The 19,782-nt window shown below is 47.2% G+C and carries 16 protein-coding genes; 6 read left to right on the plus strand and 10 right to left on the minus strand.

The window, feature by feature from the left end; all coding sequences use genetic code 11:
• Nucleotides 1-6: 6 nt before the first annotated feature.
• The 5 genes from BM202_RS13675 to BM202_RS13690 all read right to left on the minus strand — a co-directional run bounded on the left by BM202_RS13675 (nucleotide 7) and on the right by BM202_RS13690 (nucleotide 6,534).
• Entirely contained in the window at nucleotides 7-1,743 is a 1,737-nt protein-coding gene (locus BM202_RS13675) for a sensor histidine kinase (protein WP_177236580.1), read from the minus strand.
• Nucleotides 1,744-2,177: 434 nt separating this feature from the next.
• Complete coding sequence (locus BM202_RS13680; protein ID WP_093826916.1) at nucleotides 2,178-2,669, minus strand: MOSC domain-containing protein; 492 nt, start codon at nucleotides 2,667-2,669, stop codon at nucleotides 2,178-2,180.
• 111 nt (nucleotides 2,670-2,780) lie between these two features.
• Nucleotides 2,781-3,023, minus strand: a complete 243-nt coding sequence (locus BM202_RS38220) for a hypothetical protein (RefSeq protein ID WP_245776658.1) — start codon at nucleotides 3,021-3,023, stop codon at nucleotides 2,781-2,783.
• Nucleotides 2,969-3,703, minus strand: coding sequence for a metallophosphoesterase family protein (locus BM202_RS13685; RefSeq protein WP_245776659.1), 735 nt, complete (start codon nucleotides 3,701-3,703; stop codon nucleotides 2,969-2,971). The genes BM202_RS38220 and BM202_RS13685 overlap by 55 nt, the downstream gene beginning before the upstream one ends.
• A 122-nt stretch (nucleotides 3,704-3,825) precedes the next feature.
• Entirely contained in the window at nucleotides 3,826-6,534 is a 2,709-nt protein-coding gene (locus BM202_RS13690) for a DUF5686 and carboxypeptidase regulatory-like domain-containing protein (protein WP_093827272.1), read from the minus strand.
• A gap of 250 nt (nucleotides 6,535-6,784) precedes the next feature.
• Between BM202_RS13690 and BM202_RS13695 the strand changes: the two genes are divergently transcribed.
• Complete coding sequence (locus BM202_RS13695; RefSeq protein ID WP_093826918.1) at nucleotides 6,785-8,350, plus strand: M81 family metallopeptidase; 1,566 nt, start codon at nucleotides 6,785-6,787, stop codon at nucleotides 8,348-8,350.
• A 12-nt stretch (nucleotides 8,351-8,362) separates the two neighbouring features.
• Here the strand turns inward: BM202_RS13695 and BM202_RS13700 are convergent, their stop codons facing one another.
• Both BM202_RS13700 and BM202_RS13705 read right to left on the minus strand, forming a co-directional pair.
• A complete protein-coding gene (locus BM202_RS13700; RefSeq protein ID WP_093826920.1) occupies nucleotides 8,363-9,049 on the minus strand; it encodes a CAP domain-containing protein in 687 nt (228 codons plus the stop codon).
• 111 nt (nucleotides 9,050-9,160) lie between these two features.
• Entirely contained in the window at nucleotides 9,161-9,706 is a 546-nt protein-coding gene (locus BM202_RS13705; RefSeq protein ID WP_093826922.1) for a hypothetical protein, read from the minus strand.
• Nucleotides 9,707-9,859: 153 nt separating this feature from the next.
• On the opposite strand from BM202_RS13705, the gene BM202_RS13710 reads away from it, so the two are divergent.
• The 3 genes from BM202_RS13710 to BM202_RS13720 all read left to right on the plus strand — a co-directional run bounded on the left by BM202_RS13710 (nucleotide 9,860) and on the right by BM202_RS13720 (nucleotide 11,956).
• Entirely contained in the window at nucleotides 9,860-11,197 is a 1,338-nt protein-coding gene (locus tag BM202_RS13710; RefSeq protein WP_093826924.1) for a M24 family metallopeptidase, read from the plus strand.
• Nucleotides 11,198-11,271: 74 nt separating this feature from the next.
• Entirely contained in the window at nucleotides 11,272-11,469 is a 198-nt protein-coding gene (locus BM202_RS13715) for a hypothetical protein (RefSeq protein ID WP_093826926.1), read from the plus strand.
• Nucleotides 11,441-11,956: a DUF6169 family protein gene (locus tag BM202_RS13720; protein WP_093826928.1), complete on the plus strand. Its 516-nt coding sequence runs from the start codon at nucleotides 11,441-11,443 to the stop codon at nucleotides 11,954-11,956. Before BM202_RS13715 ends, BM202_RS13720 begins: the two co-directional genes overlap by 29 nt.
• Before the next feature lie 25 nt (nucleotides 11,957-11,981).
• On the opposite strand, the gene BM202_RS13725 is transcribed toward BM202_RS13720, so the two are convergent.
• The 3 genes from BM202_RS13725 to fbaA form a co-directional block, all read right to left on the minus strand.
• Nucleotides 11,982-13,103 (minus strand): efflux RND transporter periplasmic adaptor subunit, encoded by a 1,122-nt coding sequence (locus BM202_RS13725; RefSeq protein WP_093826930.1) that lies wholly within the window; start codon nucleotides 13,101-13,103, stop codon nucleotides 11,982-11,984.
• Nucleotides 13,087-16,398: an efflux RND transporter permease subunit gene (locus BM202_RS13730; protein ID WP_093826932.1), complete on the minus strand. Its 3,312-nt coding sequence runs from the start codon at nucleotides 16,396-16,398 to the stop codon at nucleotides 13,087-13,089. The genes BM202_RS13725 and BM202_RS13730 overlap by 17 nt, the downstream gene beginning before the upstream one ends.
• Nucleotides 16,399-16,948: 550 nt before the next feature.
• Nucleotides 16,949-18,028: a class II fructose-bisphosphate aldolase gene (gene fbaA / locus BM202_RS13735; RefSeq protein ID WP_093826934.1), complete on the minus strand. Its 1,080-nt coding sequence runs from the start codon at nucleotides 18,026-18,028 to the stop codon at nucleotides 16,949-16,951.
• Between the two features lie 153 nt (nucleotides 18,029-18,181).
• Here fbaA and BM202_RS13740 point away from each other — a divergent pair, with 153 nt between their 5' ends.
• Both BM202_RS13740 and BM202_RS13745 read left to right on the plus strand, forming a co-directional pair.
• Complete coding sequence (locus tag BM202_RS13740) at nucleotides 18,182-18,829, plus strand: hypothetical protein (protein WP_093826936.1); 648 nt, start codon at nucleotides 18,182-18,184, stop codon at nucleotides 18,827-18,829.
• A gap of 106 nt (nucleotides 18,830-18,935) precedes the next feature.
• Nucleotides 18,936-19,709 carry a sugar phosphate isomerase/epimerase family protein gene (locus BM202_RS13745; protein ID WP_093826938.1) on the plus strand — a complete coding sequence of 258 codons (774 nt, stop codon included), beginning with the start codon at nucleotides 18,936-18,938 and terminating at the stop codon, nucleotides 19,707-19,709.
• The last annotated feature ends 73 nt before the right edge of the window (nucleotides 19,710-19,782 follow it).

The following is a 19,782-nucleotide window of genomic DNA, read 5'->3' on the forward strand; positions in this document are numbered from 1 at the left end:
AACGTTTCAACGTTTAAATTCCATCATAAACGTAGTGCCTTTGGCTACTGTTTTTTCTCCCGAACTGAACCGATACGTACCGTAGAGCTGATTTACCTGTGCCTGAATCAATGTCATGCCAAATGAATTAGTTTTGGCAATCATGGCCCCTTCTATTCCAGGTCCATTATCTTCAACCTTAAGCTCTATTTTATTGGTCTTCAGATAGCACGTAATGCATAAAAAAGGCGATTCATTATCTGGAAAAGCATACTTACAGGCATTGGTTATCAGTTCGTTCAGTATCAGCCCTACCGAAATTGCCTTATCGGCAGACAGATTAATGTCGTCAATAGCAAACTCTAATTTTATAAACAAATAACCAAACGCCTTCAGTACCCCGGCGGTCAATTCTTTTATAAACTCATCAAGATTAACTTCGGCTAATTTGTCTCCATCATATAGCCTTCGGTGAATTATAGCCATTGACTGCACCCGAAGGCGGCTTTCTTCAACCGCTTTTTTGGCCACTTCGTCCGTCAGTCGTTTGGCTTGCAGGTTTAGCAGGCTCGAAACAATCTGTAAATTATTTTTGACGCGGTGATTTTGTTCCTTCAATAGCACTTCATTGCGGTGGCTGATACGTTGATTTTTACGATAGAGCCGAAAGAAAACGATGCTCATGCCCAATGCCATTATCAGTAAAGCAGAAATAGCATACGTGAAACGTTGCTGTGTAAGCAAAGTCTGGTTTTTAAGCGCAATCTCCTGATTCTTGGCCTTTAAAAGAGCGTCTCTTTTTTCAGTTTCATATTCCACGCTCAGGCGGGTAATCGCACCATCACGGTCAGCTAAAAGTTTAATTCTTTCTAATTCACTAAACTTTCGCAGGTGTTCAAAAGCCTGTTTCCACAGCCCTAACGTCTCATAGTAGTTAACGAAATTATTCTCCATGACCAGGCTGATATCATATTCGTTCATCTTTTTACTGACGTAGAGCTTTTTCGCATTTTCCAGTGATTGAATAGCTCGGTCAGGCTCGCCAAACGTCAGGTAGGCCGATGCCAGATGTATCATCGTATTTACCCGAATACCATCTTTATTTTTAAGCGTAAATAGATCGAGCGCCTTTTCCAGATAAGCAATTGCCCGAGGATCTTTAACCCTCGTAAAGAGTGTCCCTAATTCAAGGCTTACCTCAGCAACACCAGCCGTATCGTTTAACTTTTTACACAAAAACTCTCTCTTTATGTAATAAGAAAGAGCCTTATTGTAATCTGATTGTTTGTCAGCTACGCGCCCATCCCATAATGTTTCATGAATGTGGGCCAACGCGCCGTAGGAACGTATCAGCGCCTGGTCCTTCTCCAACTTAATACGTTGCGCAACCTGTAAGGAAAGAGTAGCGTAGTGTAAGGCCTGTTCTACATGGCCCAATCTTTCTTCATTTTCACATAGACGTACGTACAATCGACTCAATTCAAATGAGTTACCTAGTGGTTCATGGATACGTACTGCTTTCAGAAAATACGTCTGGGCAGTAAGGTAGTCGGCCGCAAAAACATACGCTTTTCCGTAGAGATACCAGGCTTCTGCCAATTGTCGTGGGTCGCGCTTCTGCCTGGCTTCCTGCTCTACTTCTCTGGCTTTTCGAACTTTATCGGGCTGAACGTTTAAATGGGGAGCTTCTTGCGCCATGCCTATGCCAGAAATACATATCCACAACACGAATACGTACTGGAAGCAAGCGCCTAAGCGATGCATTGAGAATGTTTTCAAAAGAGGCATACTGACTTGCGGTACGTACCAAATTTAAGAAAACAGCCGGGGTTTCTCAAACTATTTCCCCACAAGAAAAATGTACCATTCTACAAGAAAAAGCCGATGATTGGCGTAGGAGATATTGCCATTCAGCGCTAAATAAAGCAAATTTGACTAGGCTCAAAACGAAAAAGCATATGTGACTCATTTGATTCGTCTTTTGTCCATAGCTTGCTGGTGCGCTTTCTGCTAATGTTCACACTGTTCAATGAATCAATTGGTATAGTATTAACTTTAATTCATTATCCTATCGAAACATAACTACTTTTTACATGAAGCTGCCAGATAGGCTTGCTTTATTCAGAAATATACTATCGTAGCCATACTGATAACCTAGTTAGATTATTCAAATTTACTGTTACAGTTTTTTCTACTACTTATGCGATGACGGTGGGAGATACAACAACAGCATCTCCCACCTGAATTATCCCGCCTTTCACCACTTTTGCGGTCAGGCCGCCATGGCCGCGCATGGCGTTATAGCCACCCGGTCCTAAGGCAGTTTCCATTTTTGAGCAGGGATGACACAGTCCGGTAATCTGAAGCACGACATCACCAATCTGAATTTCGTGATCTTTGAGTGCCAATAGATTCAGGCCAGAAATAGTAATATTCCGACGTAGCACGGCAGGATCAAGTGTGTCGCGACCTGTTAGGGCAGCCACTACGGGAAGATGCTCAGCCTGAATGAGGGTTACGTGCCGATTGCCGCTTTGGCCACTGTAGTGATCACCAAGAATGCCTTTTTTCTCCGAAACAGCGATCGTTTCTACCACTTCCATGGATTCCCGTCGTTCGGGTCGAATGCCGATCCACTCCACCCGGCCAGCCTGCGGAAATACGTCGAATAAGTCTTTGATGTTCTGCATAGTGTCAAAACCGGGATTTTTGTGATTAGTTTGACCGACTATGGTTTATGAGTTACGAAAGTGTAGTCTGTTAGAATAATCACAAAAATTCAAGCGGGGCCGTCCGCGCGGTCAGACATAATTCACGTACCGGTTCTCCACCGAGCCATCAGCAAACAAATCGACCACCGCATAACCCGCTGCGGTATGACGGTATTTACCAAACCACCAGGCTCCACTAACGGCTCCGTTGCAGAAATAGGAAACGCTATTATAGTCTACGCGATCCGTTAAATGAATATGGCCGCTGAGAGCGGCTTTTACGTTGGAATAGCGATTAAAAAGGTCAGTGATACGTACTGTATCGCTATGCATCCAGCGAGCGGGTACGCTCCAGTTTTCACCCGCGAAACGCTGCCCGTCGAAAAACACGCAGGCCGCCAGATCGGTACGTGCGACACCACCAAAACCGGGGTCTCGGCGGGTGTATTCTTCAGGTCGGTTTCGAGCCAGTGAAATTGATCTTCATCCAGACAGGCCGTATACCAGCTCCCGTCGGCTTTGGGCTGTACGCTGTCTAAGACCACGATATGCCAGCCGTTCTGCGTGAAACTGTAGTAGCGTTTGGGCATTTGCAACTCGTCCATTGCCCATTGCCGTCCATCATGAAAAGAAGCCTGGGTTTCTTCCCGACACCAGATATCATGATTCCCGACGCAATTCACAATGGGCATCGCATTCTCACTACGTAGCACATTCTGGTACATTTTCCATTGCCGCTTCACGCTGTCCCGACTACGACCATGAGCTTCCATAATGGCATCTCCCCCATTGATGATCAGATCGGGTTTGTCCGCCATTCCCTGAACGTGGTGTAAGCACTTTTCAAAGCCTTTTGCCGCGCCAACCAGTGGCTGCATGTGAACATCGGTCAGGTGAGCAATGCGCATCACCCGTTGCCTCGATGGTATTGCTGGCTGGGCAATGAGTTGATTCGTTACAGAAAGAGCCGCAAGGCCCGCACCCACTCGTCTTACTACGTCCCGACGATTCATGCATGCGTATGTTGGTTTACGCAAAGTACGGCTTCATCCGCGACGAGGCTGTTACGGCTATTTTATGGTTCTGTTAGCTAATTAATACATTCACAGGTCTTTATTCACAAATAGCCAATGCACTATCGCCCAAACTTCAATGTCGTACCAATTCGGAATCCCAAACCTTTATACGTAGTGTCCTGCCATTGCGAGATAACTTCTATCCGGAAGAATGGCAGTACCTGGGGAATGATACCATCCAGCCCATAACCTACTTCGGTGTAATGCTGAGAGCTGGGCGTGTAGAGGTAGTGCACAAACAGGTTTTCTTTCAACCCAATCAACCGAACGAGCGTTAGCTGCGTAATGAAAAACTTGCGAAACTCTGCCAATACATGCCCCTCAGCGAAGCGTTGACCCGTGCTGTATTGGTAATAAGGCAACAGCCGGAAACTCGACACAACATCGCCTTGCTGGAAGAAAAACTGATTGCCTGCAAAGTGCTTAAAGTCAGGGAAATACAGCTTTCGGTCATTCAGGAATGTTCCGGCGCTGAGTTGATAATTGAGTTTGCTACGTATGCCCGTCTCGAACGAGTGGCTAATAGTGGCCTGCAAAAAGTCGTAGTCCACATCGGCCATACCCTTCCGGTAATTCACGGTTATCAGTGGGCTTTCGTTGTCGCGCCGGGCAATGCGTCGGCCGTTGCGAATTGTGTATTGCGTTGCCTGAAGTCGCGCCGAAGCCGTTAGGTTCATTATCAGCGCATTGTGGGTTGGGAATGCAGTTGTTGTTATTTCGTCGTTGTCTGGACGATTGGGCGTGTAAACGCGATTTTTCCAGTTGATCCAGGGAGAAAGGCCTTCTTTATAATTCGTCAGTTCACTACGTTGAGCGTATTCCAGACTACCAGCCAGCGTGATGCGGTTTCTGAAAGGCGAAGCCGTAACGGTCAGATTCAGGAAATCTTTTTGATAGAGTTTTGCAAAATTCTGTTCAAACAGCAACGTCGTCAGTGAATTCAAAAACGGGCTGATTGGATTGTCAGGGTTATACTGATACAAATACCGCCCACCCGACAAACCTATACGTGTCGCTTTGTATTGATAGCTCGCCTGTCCATAGCCCACAAACTGCTTTCGGCCGAACTCATACCGGCCTGTACCGCCAAGATTCCACTCGCCAAGGGCAATTTGCCTGAACCGGCTAATGGAATCGACTTTAGCCCGATGCCGGAAGTTTAATGCCCCTTCAAGCGTATAGCCCTCGACCGTATTGTACTCTATCCGCGCCAGGGGGCTGGTATAAATCAGAGCGCTATGCTTATTCAACTGCCACGTATGACCGCTTAACAGTTGACCGGGAGAGAATTTGTTCGGTGACTTTTTCCTCGTACTGTCACGTCGGGTGGTATCAACCGTACCAGGAGCCTTTATTTCACGAACTAAACCAAGGCTATCGGCTTTACGGTAGCTTTTAATTTCGGCTGTTGTCAGGGGTACCGAACGTAGTGAATCCCAGAAAACATTCGAGCGTCTACGCGCCAGCGAATCAATCACCAATGAATCATCACGCACAACCGCTACGTCCTCTTTCCGATTTTTACGCGCTTCTTTCTCCTGTTTTTCGTATTCCTTGACAAGCTGACGTAAATTCTTCGTCGAGAACTCCTTCTGTTTTTTCACCAGATCGTCGAGTGGCTTGCCTTTAATATCACTCTTGGAAAGCGTATTAGCCGGTGGCGCTTTTTTCTCATCCGTTACCTCAATATCTTCCACAAAAGCCGGATTCACGACAAATTCGCTGAATGTCAGATTGCGAATGTAATAGCCCGTAGCCTTCACGCCAAGGTATGAGCCTTTCCCCTCATACCGCTGATTGGTTGGCATCCAGACGCCTTGTATGGGGCTGCACACATGCCGAACCGAAATTGAAACACCAATAGTGTTAACGGTTTCCAGCTGCAGACTATGAATAGCCCAGGTGTTTTCAAGGATGTAAATTGTCCCGCGAAACACCCCCTCGCCATACTGCCTCGGAATAACCTGAATTTTGCTTACCTCCACCGTTTTTCCATCCGGACCAGGTTCCCGAAAGGTGCCTTTATACTCAAATTTATAATAAGCAAACGCTTTCGGCGACAGGGGCGACACCGTATTGGCAATGGTCGGGCTATAGAAACTGGCGTTGTAAAACTGATTGGGGCTTAAAAAATCACCCTGTGAGTTTCGGTTGGCAATGATCCGTTGCCGGAACGTATTGGGCTGAGTGAACGATACTTCGGCCACCGTTTCGTTCAGCATTGGCACACCAACTTTAAAATTGGCTTCCTTTTCGGCTTCTTTCAGTTGTTTTCGGAACGCCATTTCGGCCAGATTTGGTAGGTCGATCACCGTAAACGATGACTTTGTATACACCCGCGCCTTAAATCGCTGTACCTGTAACTGGTGAAACCGACTTTTGGCAATGGCCCGACGCATGATGGTGTAGGCCGGATCTTCGTTGCCCGCTTTTGTTTGTACCTCCGCTAATCGGAAGGCCTGCTCTTCCAACGTAGCGTCTAACGTAGTAAGACCCGTTGTAATTTCGGCAGACTTCTTAATCGTCTGAAAACCAAGATACTGAAACACAATCTCGTATTTTCCCGGCGCCAGCGCGATCTCATAACGCCCTTCCGCATTGGTAATGGTTCCGTTGGGCCGGGCCGACGTTTCGGTCCCTTTTACGATCACAGCCGCAAACGGCAATGCTTCCCCCTGCGCATTTTTGACCGTACCGCGCAGACCCGTCTGTGCACTGGCTAGTGTTGAGCAGAGGGCAAAAAATAAAATCAATATGGCATTTTTCATTAAACAGCGAAGTTGTAGCAGCATGGCGAATGTACTCATCAAACGAACCGTCTTGCCTATTTTTTCAATTATTGGCAGATTTTTAACGACGAATGGTTGAGACGATTCATTACAGGCCAGATGCAAACGAAACCAGAAGCGTTGCCTGAGAGTGTCGTTAAAAAGATATAAACGCATCAAACGGCTGGCTGGCTCATATGAAAAGTCTAAAAATACTTGCTGACTCTATTGAATGATTTAAATTGTGGGCATGAAACATATGATGTTGTGGCTTACGGCCTGTTTTTTTGGTGTTGGTTTGGGATTTGCCCAATCAACCAATAGTGCTTTACCCCGAATCGCCATCGCTGGCTTAGGTATCGAATCCAGCACATTTTCTCCGGCCGTTACCAACGAAGAAGCTTTCCATGCACGGTATGGGCCTGAAGTGTTCAATGCCTACCCCTTTATGATGGCTATTTCGCCCCTGCGCAAACAGGCCATCTGGCTCCCTACCATCGTGGGCAAATCGCTGCCGGGCGGAGCCGTGACCCGAGAAGCTTACGAGTCGCTGGTCAACAAAGCGCTGGATTCGCTCAAAAAGTATGGTCCCTACGACGGGTTATATTTTGATATACATGGTGCCATGAGCGTCGTCGGTCTGGATGATCCAGAAGGCGATTTTCTGACCCGAATCAGGAAAGTGATCGGTTTCAAGACCCTCGTTTCCACGTCGATGGACTTACATGGTAACGTATCGTGGCGATTGGCCCAAAATTCTGATTTGATTACGTGTTATCGGATGGCTCCTCACGAAGATGCCATGCAAACCAAGGAGCGAGCGGTGGCAAATCTGCTTGAGCGCCTGAAGACCGGACAAGGCAAACCGGCTTATAAAGTCTGGATACCTATACCCATTCTGTTACCGGGCGAAAAAACGAGTACGCGCATCGAGCCGGGCCAAAGCCTTTATCATGAAGTGGAGCCCATTGCCGATCACAAGAACGGGATTGTCGATGCGGCCATATGGATTGGCTATGCCTGGGCGGATGAACCACGCAACCATGCCGTTGTTATGGTAACCGGCGATGATAAACAGCAAGTGGCTCAGGCCGCCGAGAAGCTAGCGCTGGATTTCTGGAACGTGCGGAACCAGTTTGATTTCGTAGCGCCCACCGGTACGTTGGAAAAATGCCTGACGAATGCTTTTGCCAGTAAAAAACACCCCTTTTTTATCAGTGACACCGGCGATAACCCAACAGCCGGTGGTGCGGGCGATGTGACCTGGACGCTCACTCAGTTGCTCGCTCGTCCGGAGTTTCAGCGAGCGGATGGCCCTTCGTTAATCTATGCGTCTATTCCTGATCCAGAATTAGTAAAAAAGGCAATTGCCGTTGGTGTGGGTGGAACCGTTGAGGGCAAAGCAGGCGCAATTGTAGACCATCGTTTTGCACCGCCATTACCGATCAAAGGCACGGTGGAGTCGATCGTCAAGGGCGACAAAGACGCCGAGGTGGAAGTGGTGGTGAAAGTAGGCAGTGTGCATGTTATTGTCACCCAAAAACGCAAACCCTATCACAAGGAAAAGGACTTCACCAACTTAGGTCTTAGCCCTCGAAAATCTGATATTGTGGTCGTAAAAATTGGTTATCTCGAACCTGAGTTATACGCCATGCAAGCAGACTGGATTATGGCGTTGACACCCGGTGGAGTCGATCAGGACTTGTTCCGGTTACCATACAAACGGATCAAGCGCCCCATGTTTCCTTTCGATAAAGACATGAAAAAACCAGACCTCTCCGCTCAGTTCGTGCCCGTTTCCGGTGAACCCAGGTAGCCATCAATCAACTTATCGACTGGCCTGCGTCGGCTCTTGTAGTGCTCCAAAGTTTTGCACTAAACGACCAAACGGAGCTCGACGCTCTTGAAATGGGGCACGTGACAGTTGGACGGCACACCCGACACGCGTATACGACGGATTAAGCAAGTTGGCCCGATGATGGGGAGAGTTTAACCACTGAACCACGGCATATCGGGCGTAACTCGCATACGTGTGAGGTTCAAATAATTGCCTGGTTTCCGAATCGATATACTCATAACGATGGGTACGCGCATTAAACCGAACCCCAAACCACTCAGGCGTAACAATAGTCTGGTATTGCCCTATGTTCTCGGCCATCCGGCCAAACTTCTTTGTCTGTAGCTGGACACGTTTGGTCAGGGTAAGTTCAGATAAACTATACAGATTCTCATGTCCGTAATAGTCATGCTGTATCATCGACCCCGCATGATTCCGGGCGGCCTGATACAAAGCACGATCATAGTGCAGAATGGGCAAACCTGCTTGTCGTCGGGCTTCGTTGGTTGCCTGAAAGAGAGCAATGTCCAATAACAAGGTATCTGGTTTATCTAATGCCAGCCTTTGCTGACAGGGAGACTGAGCAAAAAAAACGTCGTCACGCAACAGATAACCCGCCGGTGGGCTATCTACCTGAGCTACCCATTGAGCCATCTGAAGGACTATCCACCAGTTCATAGCTGAGTTTTTGACTGAATATATAATCTATGTCATAGCTCTAAAAAGCTGTTACTGCCAACTGTTTACTCAACTAACAATCAGACGATTACACTAAGCTCATCAGTACGTTTACTGCCCATTTGAAGGCATTTCATAACCGTAAGCAACGCCCGTCAAAACACTTCGTGCAGTTGTGCTGCCGAAATAATTATAGTCAGAACCGCGAACGTTTTTGCTTTGGATAAGTACCATATGCGCGCCTAAACGAGCAGCCTCACGTTTGAGCTTCTCGGTAGCTCGTTCATCTACTTTTGCGGAGTTAGAGAACACGGTCGCGCCGTTTGCCTTAGCCCGTACTTCACCCAATTTAGCCAACCCCGCTACGTCACTTTCAAGGGTTGTTACCTGTACTTTCGGCCAGTCTTCTTCGGTAAAGATCTCAACACGTGTAGAAACCGGCTCCGTTCGCCCGCTGGCAAAACGAATCTCCTGTACCAGATTTTTGCTGACCGAGTTAACCAGATCTTCGTTCGGATACTTGAATTTGACGTCAGTGCCGGTGACTTCCGTCACTTTGGCGTTCAGTTGCTGGCCGTTCAATTTAAGAATTATATCCTGGGCAAAAGCACTTGAATTCAATACGACAACTAGCAGAGTAATCAGCGGCAGTTTCATGACTTTTTCAAGGTATGGTAAAACTATAGAAGGAATTATGAGAGACAATATTAACGATTAATCGTTCTGGCGGTAGATTGGTTAGAAATTTTAATGAATTTATAAGTTGCCTGCTTGCCAGGGCTTTAAACACTCAATCAACCTGCCGTCTTCATGCGTTATCTGTATCTTGCCTGCCTGCTTTGCGGGTTCCTGACTAGTTCTGCTCAACCCTCTATCGTGCTGCCCGAACGCGATCGATCGCGGATAATTGACGAAATTCTCGACGACCGCTTTACTAACTTTTTGCCCCAGCTCATGCGTCGGGAAGGAATCGATATGTGGGTCATTATCTCTCGTGAATATAATGAAGATCCCGTGCTTCGGACCATGTTACCGAGTACCTGGCTTTCAGCCCGTCGCCGAACGATTATTGTGTTTTTCGATAATGGAAAAGAGGTTGAAAAGCTGGCCATCGCCCGGTATGACGTAGGAAATCTGCTCAAAGGTGCCTGGGATATCGACGTTCGGCCCAACCAGTGGGAAGCGCTGTCCAAGATTATTGAAGATCGGAAGCCGAAGAAAATTGGTCTGAATATGTCAACTAACTACGGTCATGCCGACGGACTATCCTTTTCTGAACACGAGGAATTTATAAAGAAACTACCGGCCGATTACCAGAAACGTATCGTTTCAGCCGAAAAAATTGCCGTTGGCTGGCTCGAAACTCGTACTGAAAAAGAGATGGCGATTTACCCGCTCATCTGCCGACTGTCGCACCAGATTATTCAGGAAGGCTTTTCTGAGCAGGTTATTCAGCCGGGCGTAACGACGACCGATGACGTAGTGTGGTGGTTCCGCCAGCGAATTACAAATTTGGGTTTAGATACGTGGTTTCACCCAACAGTTGATGTGCAACGAGCCGATCAGGAAGACTTCAATCACCTCCGCACGTTCTCAAAACGCCCTGATAAGCAAGTAATTCTGCCCGGCGATTTGCTCCACGTCGATTTCGGCATTACGTACCTGCGCCTGAACACCGATCAGCAACAACACGCTTATATACTTCGTCCTGGCGAAACCGACGTTCCTGATGCCATAAAGGCTGCCTTCAAACAGGGGAATCGCCTACAGGAAATTCTGACATCGCAGTTTAGCGCTGGGAAAACAGGGAATGAGATGTTGTTGGCAGCGCTGGAGCAGTCAAAGAAAGAAGGAATTAACGGCACAATTTACTCTCACCCTATTGGTGTTCACGGTCACGCAGCGGGGCCAACCATCGGTTTATGGGATCAACAGAAAGGCGTTCCCGGTCCCGGCGATTATCCACTTTTGTCTAACACCGCCTACTCCATTGAACTCAACGCGGCCGTAGAAATTCCGGAATGGAAGAAAGTGGTACGTATCATGCTTGAAGAAGACGGTTTCTTCGATGGAAAAACCTTCCGCTATATCGACGGTCGACAAACAGAAATTTACACCATTCCCAGAAAGTTGGGATACGTAAAGTAGAGACGCAAAGGGTTGCATCTCCCTATGCATTAGCAAATTTGCTTAACTTTGATAACCATAAATTTAGATGAGTCATGATAAACCCTATTGAGCAGGAGCTTCGTGAACATGAAGCAATACAGAAACGAATGGTCGCCGTAGCCAAGCGGATGTTAGAAAGCAAGCGGCAGCTTCAGCAGGAGATTAGGGATGATATACAAAAACCTGACGTTCAGGCGGCTATCAATGAATTAAAAAAACGAAATGCAGAGCGTACCGAAAAGGGGGTATGAATATATTTTTCTAGGTGGCGAGAACAACACTTATGCGTTTATCACTGACCAACAGGTTATTTACGAACTAAAATTCAAACCTAGTAGCTATATCTTTGGTAATCAGCCACCTTTTACTGAGTTCGCTTTTGAATTTGTAATCGAAGTTGCCGAAAACCCGCTCCCTAAACTCCCACCGCCAGATGCAGTTATTCCAATAACGCTTGTAAGTATCTTCAATGATTTCTTTTCTCTGAAAGAAACAGTTGTGGTCTATATCTGCGAGAATGCCGATGGTCATGCCAAAGCTCGTAATCGAAAATTCACTCAGTGGTTTGAACAAGCCAAAATCGGAAGACTGAGTTTTGTAAAGTTTGATTATCACTTCGGAACCGCAACCGAATTCTTTTACACATCACTTATTATGCGAATAGACAATCCGCGAATGGCTGATGTGATTACAAGCTTCCAGAAATTGTCTGTTGATTATAAAAATCCTGAGAAGTAGAAACTGGTCCATGGTCCATCAGTTTCTACTTCACATTAACCGGCGAGCCATCGCGAATCTCTTCGGTTGCTGTGGCGACCAGTTGATCCTCTTCTTTCAAATCACCGAATATCTCTACTTTTTCGTCAGCCTCAAGGCCTCTTTTGACAGGGACCCACTCAGCTTTTTTATTGTTGACCTTAATAACAAAGACCCCGGTCGATGCGCTGAAGATCGCCGATTTTGGTACAATGAACGTATTGTTTTTGGTTGGCAGCGGAATATTTACTTCTGCGACCATGCCAGGCAATAGCTTTTTGTCATTGTTGATCACATCCACTTCTACCCGCTCAGAACGTAAACGCTTATCCAAGGCTCCTGACTGGCGTTTTACTTTGCCACTGAATTTTTTATCGGGGAAAGCTTTAACGGTAAAATTCACATCGTCGTTCAGATCGACATAACCCGTGTAGGCTTCAGGAATCGAAATGACCAGGCGTAACCGCTTTTGCTCGGTTAGCACAAACAATGGGAACTCAGATCCCTTACCGGCGGGTCCGATGTAAGCGCCTGTGCTGGCGTTACGTGTACTGATAATACCAGCGAAAGGGGCCCGAATTTCCAGGTACTTTTTCAGATCGGCCACTTCCCGATAAGCCGATTTAGCCGCTTCTAGCTGAGCCAGATCCGCGTTACGTTTGGATAGTGCCAAGTCAACGTCATTTTTTGATACGGCACCGCTCATTTTGCTCGCTTCGGCTACCCGCTCGTAATTAGCTTTGGTAGCAATAGACAGTGCTTCCTGCACCTTAAGCTTCGATTCAGCCGAGGCCAGTTGAGCACTCAATTCGGGTGCTTCGGCCAGTGCCAGCAATTGGCCCTGCTGTACTTCAGAGCCTACGTCTACATTCAGTTTTTTGATGTAGCCGCTTACTTTGGCATAGATATCAACGTCGCGAAATGCAACCAGTTCCCCAGGCACTTGCAAAGCAGACGACAGTTTTCCCCGATGCAGAGCAAACACCTCCGTGGCAGCGGGCGCTTCGGGAGCTTCAGCCTTCTCCTCTTTGCCTTCAGAAGAGTGGCAACTGCTTAACGAACTGAGTAACAATAAACTGCCTACGATGGCAAACAGACTGGAATATGGTTTATTAATTAACCGATTCATACGATGACGATGAGGGAATATAAAATTTACTGTCTTTGTCTTCTGGGTCCAGCGATACCGAGTCGGTCGTGGTTTTTTCCTGTACCCAGGCAAATACGAGCGGTAAAATAAACAGAGCCGCGAAAGTTGACGAAATCAATCCGCCAATAACGGCGCGTCCCAGTGGGGCTGCCTGCGAACCGCCTTCACCTAACCCGGATGCCATAGGAATCATACCGACGACCATCGCGACACTGGTCATCACGATCGGGCGCATCCGCACCGACGCGGCTTCCCTGGCCGAACGTAACGCATCGCCATTCCGCATCCGAAGTTCCTCAGCGTTGGTTACCATCAACACGGCGTTGGAAATTGACACCCCGACCGACATGATCATGCCCATATACGATTGAAGATTAAGCGTTGATCCGGTCAACATTAACAAGGCCAGCGAGCCAACTAATACCGCAGGTACCGTACACAAAACGACCAGTGACACTTTAAACGACTGAAAGTTAGCCGCCAACATCAGGAAAATCACCACAATAGCCACCAAAAGACCATTCTGTAAACTGTCGAGCGTATCGATTAACACCTGCGTCAAGCCCTGCATTTTTATGGTTAACCCGCGCGGCAATTCACCCAGCGAATCAATGGCTTTCTGAACATCTGTGGCGGCTCGCCCTAAATCCATGTCGTTCAGGTTAGCCGTTACCGATAGAACAGGGATGGCGCCAAGGTTGTCGTTTTCACCATACGTAGTGCCCTTTTTCAGATCAGCTACATCGCTCAGGATCGGGCGGTTTGAGTTTGGCGAGATGGGTATTTCACCCAGATCGTTGATGCTGGTCATCTGATTTTCGGGCACCTGGACCTGCACACTATAGCTTTGACCCGATTTTGGATCAATCCAGACGCTCTTTTCCGTTAAACGCGACGACGACGTAGAAGCAATTAGTGAGCGGGAAATGGCGGAAATATCCGTGCCTAACTGAGCCGCTCGCGCCCGGTCGATCGTTACGTTAATAGTCGGATATTTCGTGGCCTGGCCAATCTGAACATCCCGCAGATAGGGAATCTTATTCAGCTTGGCAATTACCTTATTGGCGTATTCTTCGTTCTGTTTTTTATTCTTGCCGGTCATTTTCACCTCAATCGGCGTCGGCGAACCCTGACTCAGAATCTTATCGGTGAGTTCAATCGGCTCAAATGAAAGCTTAACATTCGGCAGTACTTTTTTCATACGGGCTCGAAACTGGTCTTTCAATTCATCGAGTTCAACGTCATAATCCTCCTTCAGCGAGACCTGCAAAACCCCTTCCTGTGGACCAGCCATAAACAGATAAATCGGGCTCGTTGAGAACTGCGAACCGTGCATCCCAACCATGGCCGAGGTAATTTCGACGTTTTCTTTACCAACCAATTTGTAGAGCTGATCAATGGCCGTCAACATTGTCTTTTCCGTTTTCTCAAGTCGCGTACCATCGGGTTCACGAAGCCGAACTTGAAATTGGCCCGCGTTTACTTTTGGCAAAACATCCCGGCCAATCGCCGTGATCAGAATAGCCGCAATACCCAGTGCGCCAACGCCGTATACCAGTACAATGGCCTTGCGATAAGGCAACATTCGACCAATAAAGCGAACAAAACGCGCCCGAATCCGCTCGAAATAGCTGATTTTGCCGTCGTGGTTAATATCAATCTGGTGCGCTAGTTTTTCCTTTTGATCGAGTATGGCATCCGAAGTGCTTTTGCCCTTTTTACCCGCAACGCCATTGGCTGTTAGTAGCTTCCCATTTACAGGCTCGTTCTTATGGGCTTTGCCATTACTAACATGCGCATGCTCTTTCATCATCCAGTTTGCCAGAACAGGAACCAGCGTTTGCGCCATTACGTAGGACGTAATCATGGAAAACGAAATGGCTAGTGCCAGCGGTAAGAACAAAGCGCCCGGAATGCCCGTCATCGTGAAAGCCGGGGCAAAAACCGCCAGAATACAGAACAGAATCAACAGCTTAGAAAAGGCAATTTCCTTACAGGCATCCCAAATTGCCAGCGCTTTGGGCTTGTTCATATCCATGTGCTGGTGGATATTTTCAATCGTTACGGTACTTTCATCGACCAGAATCCCAATCGCGAGCGAAAGCCCACTCAAGGTCATGATGTTGATCGTCTGACCGAATAATTTAAGGAACAATACCCCGGAAATGATACAGGTCGGAATGGTAATAATGACGATTAATGCCCCGCGAACATCGCCCAGAAAGAGCAGGACCATAAGTCCCGTCAGAATGGCTCCAATGGCCCCCTCGGTCATCAGACTTTTTACCGAGTTGATTACGTATACGGACTGGTCGAAGGTGTACGTGAGCTTGACGTCTTCGGGTAGCAGCGCCTGAAAACGCGGTAAAGCCGCTTTCAGGTTTTGCACGACTTCCCAGGTTGACGCATCCGCCGATTTGGTAATGGGCAGATACACCGATCGTTTTCCATTGACCAGTACGTAGCCCTGCGTAATATCAGCGCCATCTTCAATAGTCGCTACGTCCTTCAGAAACAGGTTCTGAACCGAACCTGTATACAACGGAATATTGCCAAAATCCTCAACATTCTGAACGGTTGTATTGGCTGGCGTAAAATAGTTCAAGTCGCCAATTCGCACATTACCGGCAGGGGTTGCCGTATTATTAATGCGCAGAGCCGTCACTAATTGGTCGGGAGTCAGGTTATGCGAACGTAGTAAGGCTGGGTCGGCCCGAATAACAATGGTTCGGGAGTTCCCCCCAAACGGCGCTGGCGACACCAGACCGGGAATCGAGCTGAAACCTGCCCGAACGTATACGTTGGCTAAATCCTGCAGTTCATTATTCGTACGCTTCGGACTACTTAAGACTAACTGCCCAACCGGCAACGTAGAAGCATCGAAACGCAGAATGAAAGGCGGTTGCGATCCCGGTGGAAAGGTGGCCTGGGCGCGGTTCGAATAAGCCGATACCTCGGCCGCTGCCTGCGCCATGTTGGTACCTTCGTAAAAGGATAACTTAATCAGCGTAATGCCCTGAATATTTTTGGTTTCAATACTTTTCACCCCCGATACATAGAGGAGCAGGTTAACGTATTGTTTCCCAAAAAAAGACTCCATCTGGTTAGGCGTATACCCACCAAATGGTTGGGAGATATAGATAACCGGCAAATTCAAATTCGGGAATATGTCAATCTTGATCGTGCGGACGGCATTGATACCGAAGAAGAATAAACTGGCTACTAAAACCAGAATAGTAATTGGCTTACGTAATGCAGATCGGATTAAATTCATATTATAGTATAATCAACTTAAATTCTCGACTCGATCAGCCTGATTCAAGACGGGTCACATTAACTTCCTACTTACCTAAAAGACTAATCAGGCAAAACCCAATTTTTTCCATAATACATCACATCAATTGACATATCTTCCTGAAAGTTAACGAATTTGTCTGGAAATGTTAGTGTACTAACGATCTGGTTTCAGGGCTATTTATGCGTAATACGTCACTAAAAAATAAATACTTTACCTGTTTGCTTAAGAATATATAAGTAAAAACACCTACCCTTAACTTTTCGGATTTTTTGACAAAAAACTTGTATAAATCAGGCAGAATATAACGCTTATGGAACGCCGGTTCCGTCACAATTTTCACCCTATCAACACCCGAAAAATACCCAGTAAATTTTCTTGCAAAATTTACTAATCTGAAAAAAGTGGAGTCCGTCTAGAAATCCTTATTTCACTACACCACACGTCATCCAAAATGAAAATTGGGGTAATTGGTTGCTAATTAGACAACCCATTACCCCAGCTAAAGTAGTTAACAACTAGCAACCCGCTAGGCCAGCCGGTTGATGCAATTCAAATCTTCGAATGCGATTTTCAGGCGTTGTACCATGCTTTCTTCACCCTTACGAAGCCACACGCGCGGATCGTAGTATTTTTTATTGGGAGAATCAGACCCTTCGGGGTTACCCAATTGCGATTGCAAATAGCCTTCTTTTGCTTTGTAGTATTTCAGAATCCCTTCCCACATGGCCCATTGCATGTCGGTATCGAGATTCATTTTCACAGCACCGTAGCGGATAGCTTCGCGAATTTCTTCACGGCTCGATCCTGATCCTCCGTGGAATACGAAGTTTACCGGCAGCGGCCCCGTCGCATATTTCTCCTGAATGTACTTCTGCGAGTTGTCCAGAATGATGGGCGACAGTTTCACATTACCCGGTTTATACACACCGTGAACGTTACCAAAGGCAGCGGCAATCGTGAAGTTCGGTGAAATTTTGCTTAGTTCTTCGTAGGCATACGCCACTTCTGAAGGCTGGGTATATAGCTTGGAGTCATCAACATCAGAGTTGTCAACGCCATCTTCTTCGCCACCCGTCACACCAAGTTCAATTTCGAGGGTCATGCCAATTTTGGCCATGCGCTCAAAGTATTTAGAACAGATTTCAATATTCTCTTCGATTGGCTCCTCCGATAAGTCGAGCATGTGCGATGAGTACAATGGCTTGCCTGTTTGGTCGAAATGCTTTTCGCCAGCGGTTAGCAGACCGTCAATCCAGGGTAGTAGTTTCTTGGCACAGTGGTCGGTATGCAGAATTACCGGAACGCCGTAGAGTTCGGCAACGTGGTGAACGTGCAAAGCGCCTGAAATAGACCCGGCAATGGCTGCCTGCTGTTTGTCGTTCGGTAGGCTTTTACCAGCATAAAAAATGCCTCCGCCGTTGGAGAACTGAACGATTACGGGTGAGTTAACAGCTTTAGCTGTTTCCAGTACGGCATTTACGGAGTCCGTGCCAACTACGTTGACGGCGGGTAAGGCGTAATCATTTTCGTTGGCGTGACGGAAAAGTTGGGTAACGCCTTCACCGGTTACAACACCGGGGGCAAAACGAGTGGCTACTTCGCTCATGATTAGGTATGATTTTTTGGATTCGTTCAAGAAATAGTGTACCGAAAATACGACCGGCTAATCTATTTTATATTGAGGGGTAAAGTTGGGGATATTATGGAAATATTGCTACTATTACGTTAAAGCCAACCAGTTAAGAAAACAACCAGGACGATGCCTGCAGTTCTTCTATTTACCATTTTTTTCGGATTACTGGGGCAAAGTGTTTTAAGCCAGACCACTTATCCCGTCGTACCTGATGCTGATTACGCTGTCTATACTGCCATTGCGAACGATTTCTCGAAATGCAGCGACATTCAATATGCTTATCGTCAGGGTAATTTACTGTTTATCAAATCTGTTACTGAGGAGAAAAGTAAGTATGGGTTTCAATTCAGCTTCGCAAAGGCTGAAGAGCAATTATCTTTTCTAACACGACCACAAGCAACGTTTTACAAAGAACCCGGCTGGAAGACATTCATCGTTTCCGTCGACACAAGTCAATTTACCAAATACGAAATTAAGCAGCCGTTCAAATTGACCTGCCGAACGTCCCGAATGTGGTCACCTGACTTGCAGGAGTATTATTTTGGCAACGAGAATCACCCGAATCGCGGCTATTACGCACTCCGAAACGATTACCCCAAATTTGAGGATATTGTGAGTCTTTCTAAAGTAGCGTATTCGTCAGATTGCCAAAAGGCTTTGTGCTATTACTCCGAAGTCAGTGATGGGAAAGCTGGGGCAGGGTATTTGGTCTTCCTGGAAAGATTAGAAGGTACCTGGAAAGTCATAGGTTCGGCGGGTTTGTGGATGGCATAAGAAATTCCAGCAGTTGTTTTCCGGGATCGTTTTTTCTGCCAACTTTGAGCAGATAAACCAAGCGCCTACTCCCTTGAAAACCCTCTTCTTCTGCCCATTGTGGGGCATGGAAAACCTTTCTTATACCGAAGCAGCCAAACGCGTAAAAAGTGCCGGATATGACGGCATGGAAGTTTCCGCTGGCCCCGACAAACGTAACGAAGCCGTGCAGGTGATGCACGACAACGGCCTCGAACTCATTCTGATGGCTTTTGGCGGAGGGAGCAACTTCGTTGACCATAAAAAGAAATACCACGACGACCTGCTCGACATTGCGTCCTACAAACCGCTGTTTATCAACGCCCATACGGGCCACGATTATTTCACGTTCGAGCAAAACGTCGAGCTGATTCAAACGGCGCTGGATGTACAGAAACAAACGGGTGTTCGCATTTTGCACGAAACACACCGGGGCCGGTTTTCCTATAGCGCTCCCGCCATCCAATCGTATCTGCTCAAGATGCCTGACCTGCGCCTGACGGCCGATTATTCGCACTGGGTCAACGTAGCAGAATCGTATCTGGCCGATCAGGCAAGTAACGTTACCCGCGCCATTGCCGTCAGCGATCACATTCACTGCCGGGTAGGCCATCCCGAAGGTCCGCAGGTGAACGACCCGCGCGCACCGGAGTGGAAAGATGCGCTCGAAAGTCATGCCAGGTGGTGGGACGCGATTCGTGATCGGCAGCAAAAAGCCAATGCGCCTACCCTAACGATTACCTGTGAATTCGGCCCGGCGGGCTACCTGCCTACCTTGCCCTTCACCCAACAGCCCGTTGCCAGCCAATGGGATGTAAACGTATTTATGAAAGATTACCTAAAAAAACGATGGCAGGTCTGACAAGATTATTTTCTTATTAGTCTTGGTGACTCAGTGGTATAGAATCTTTATAAATGCGACAAAAAATATGATT

The organism is Spirosoma endophyticum (assembly GCF_900112365.1).
GTDB classification, from domain to species: Bacteria; Bacteroidota; Bacteroidia; order Cytophagales; family Spirosomataceae; genus Spirosoma; species Spirosoma endophyticum.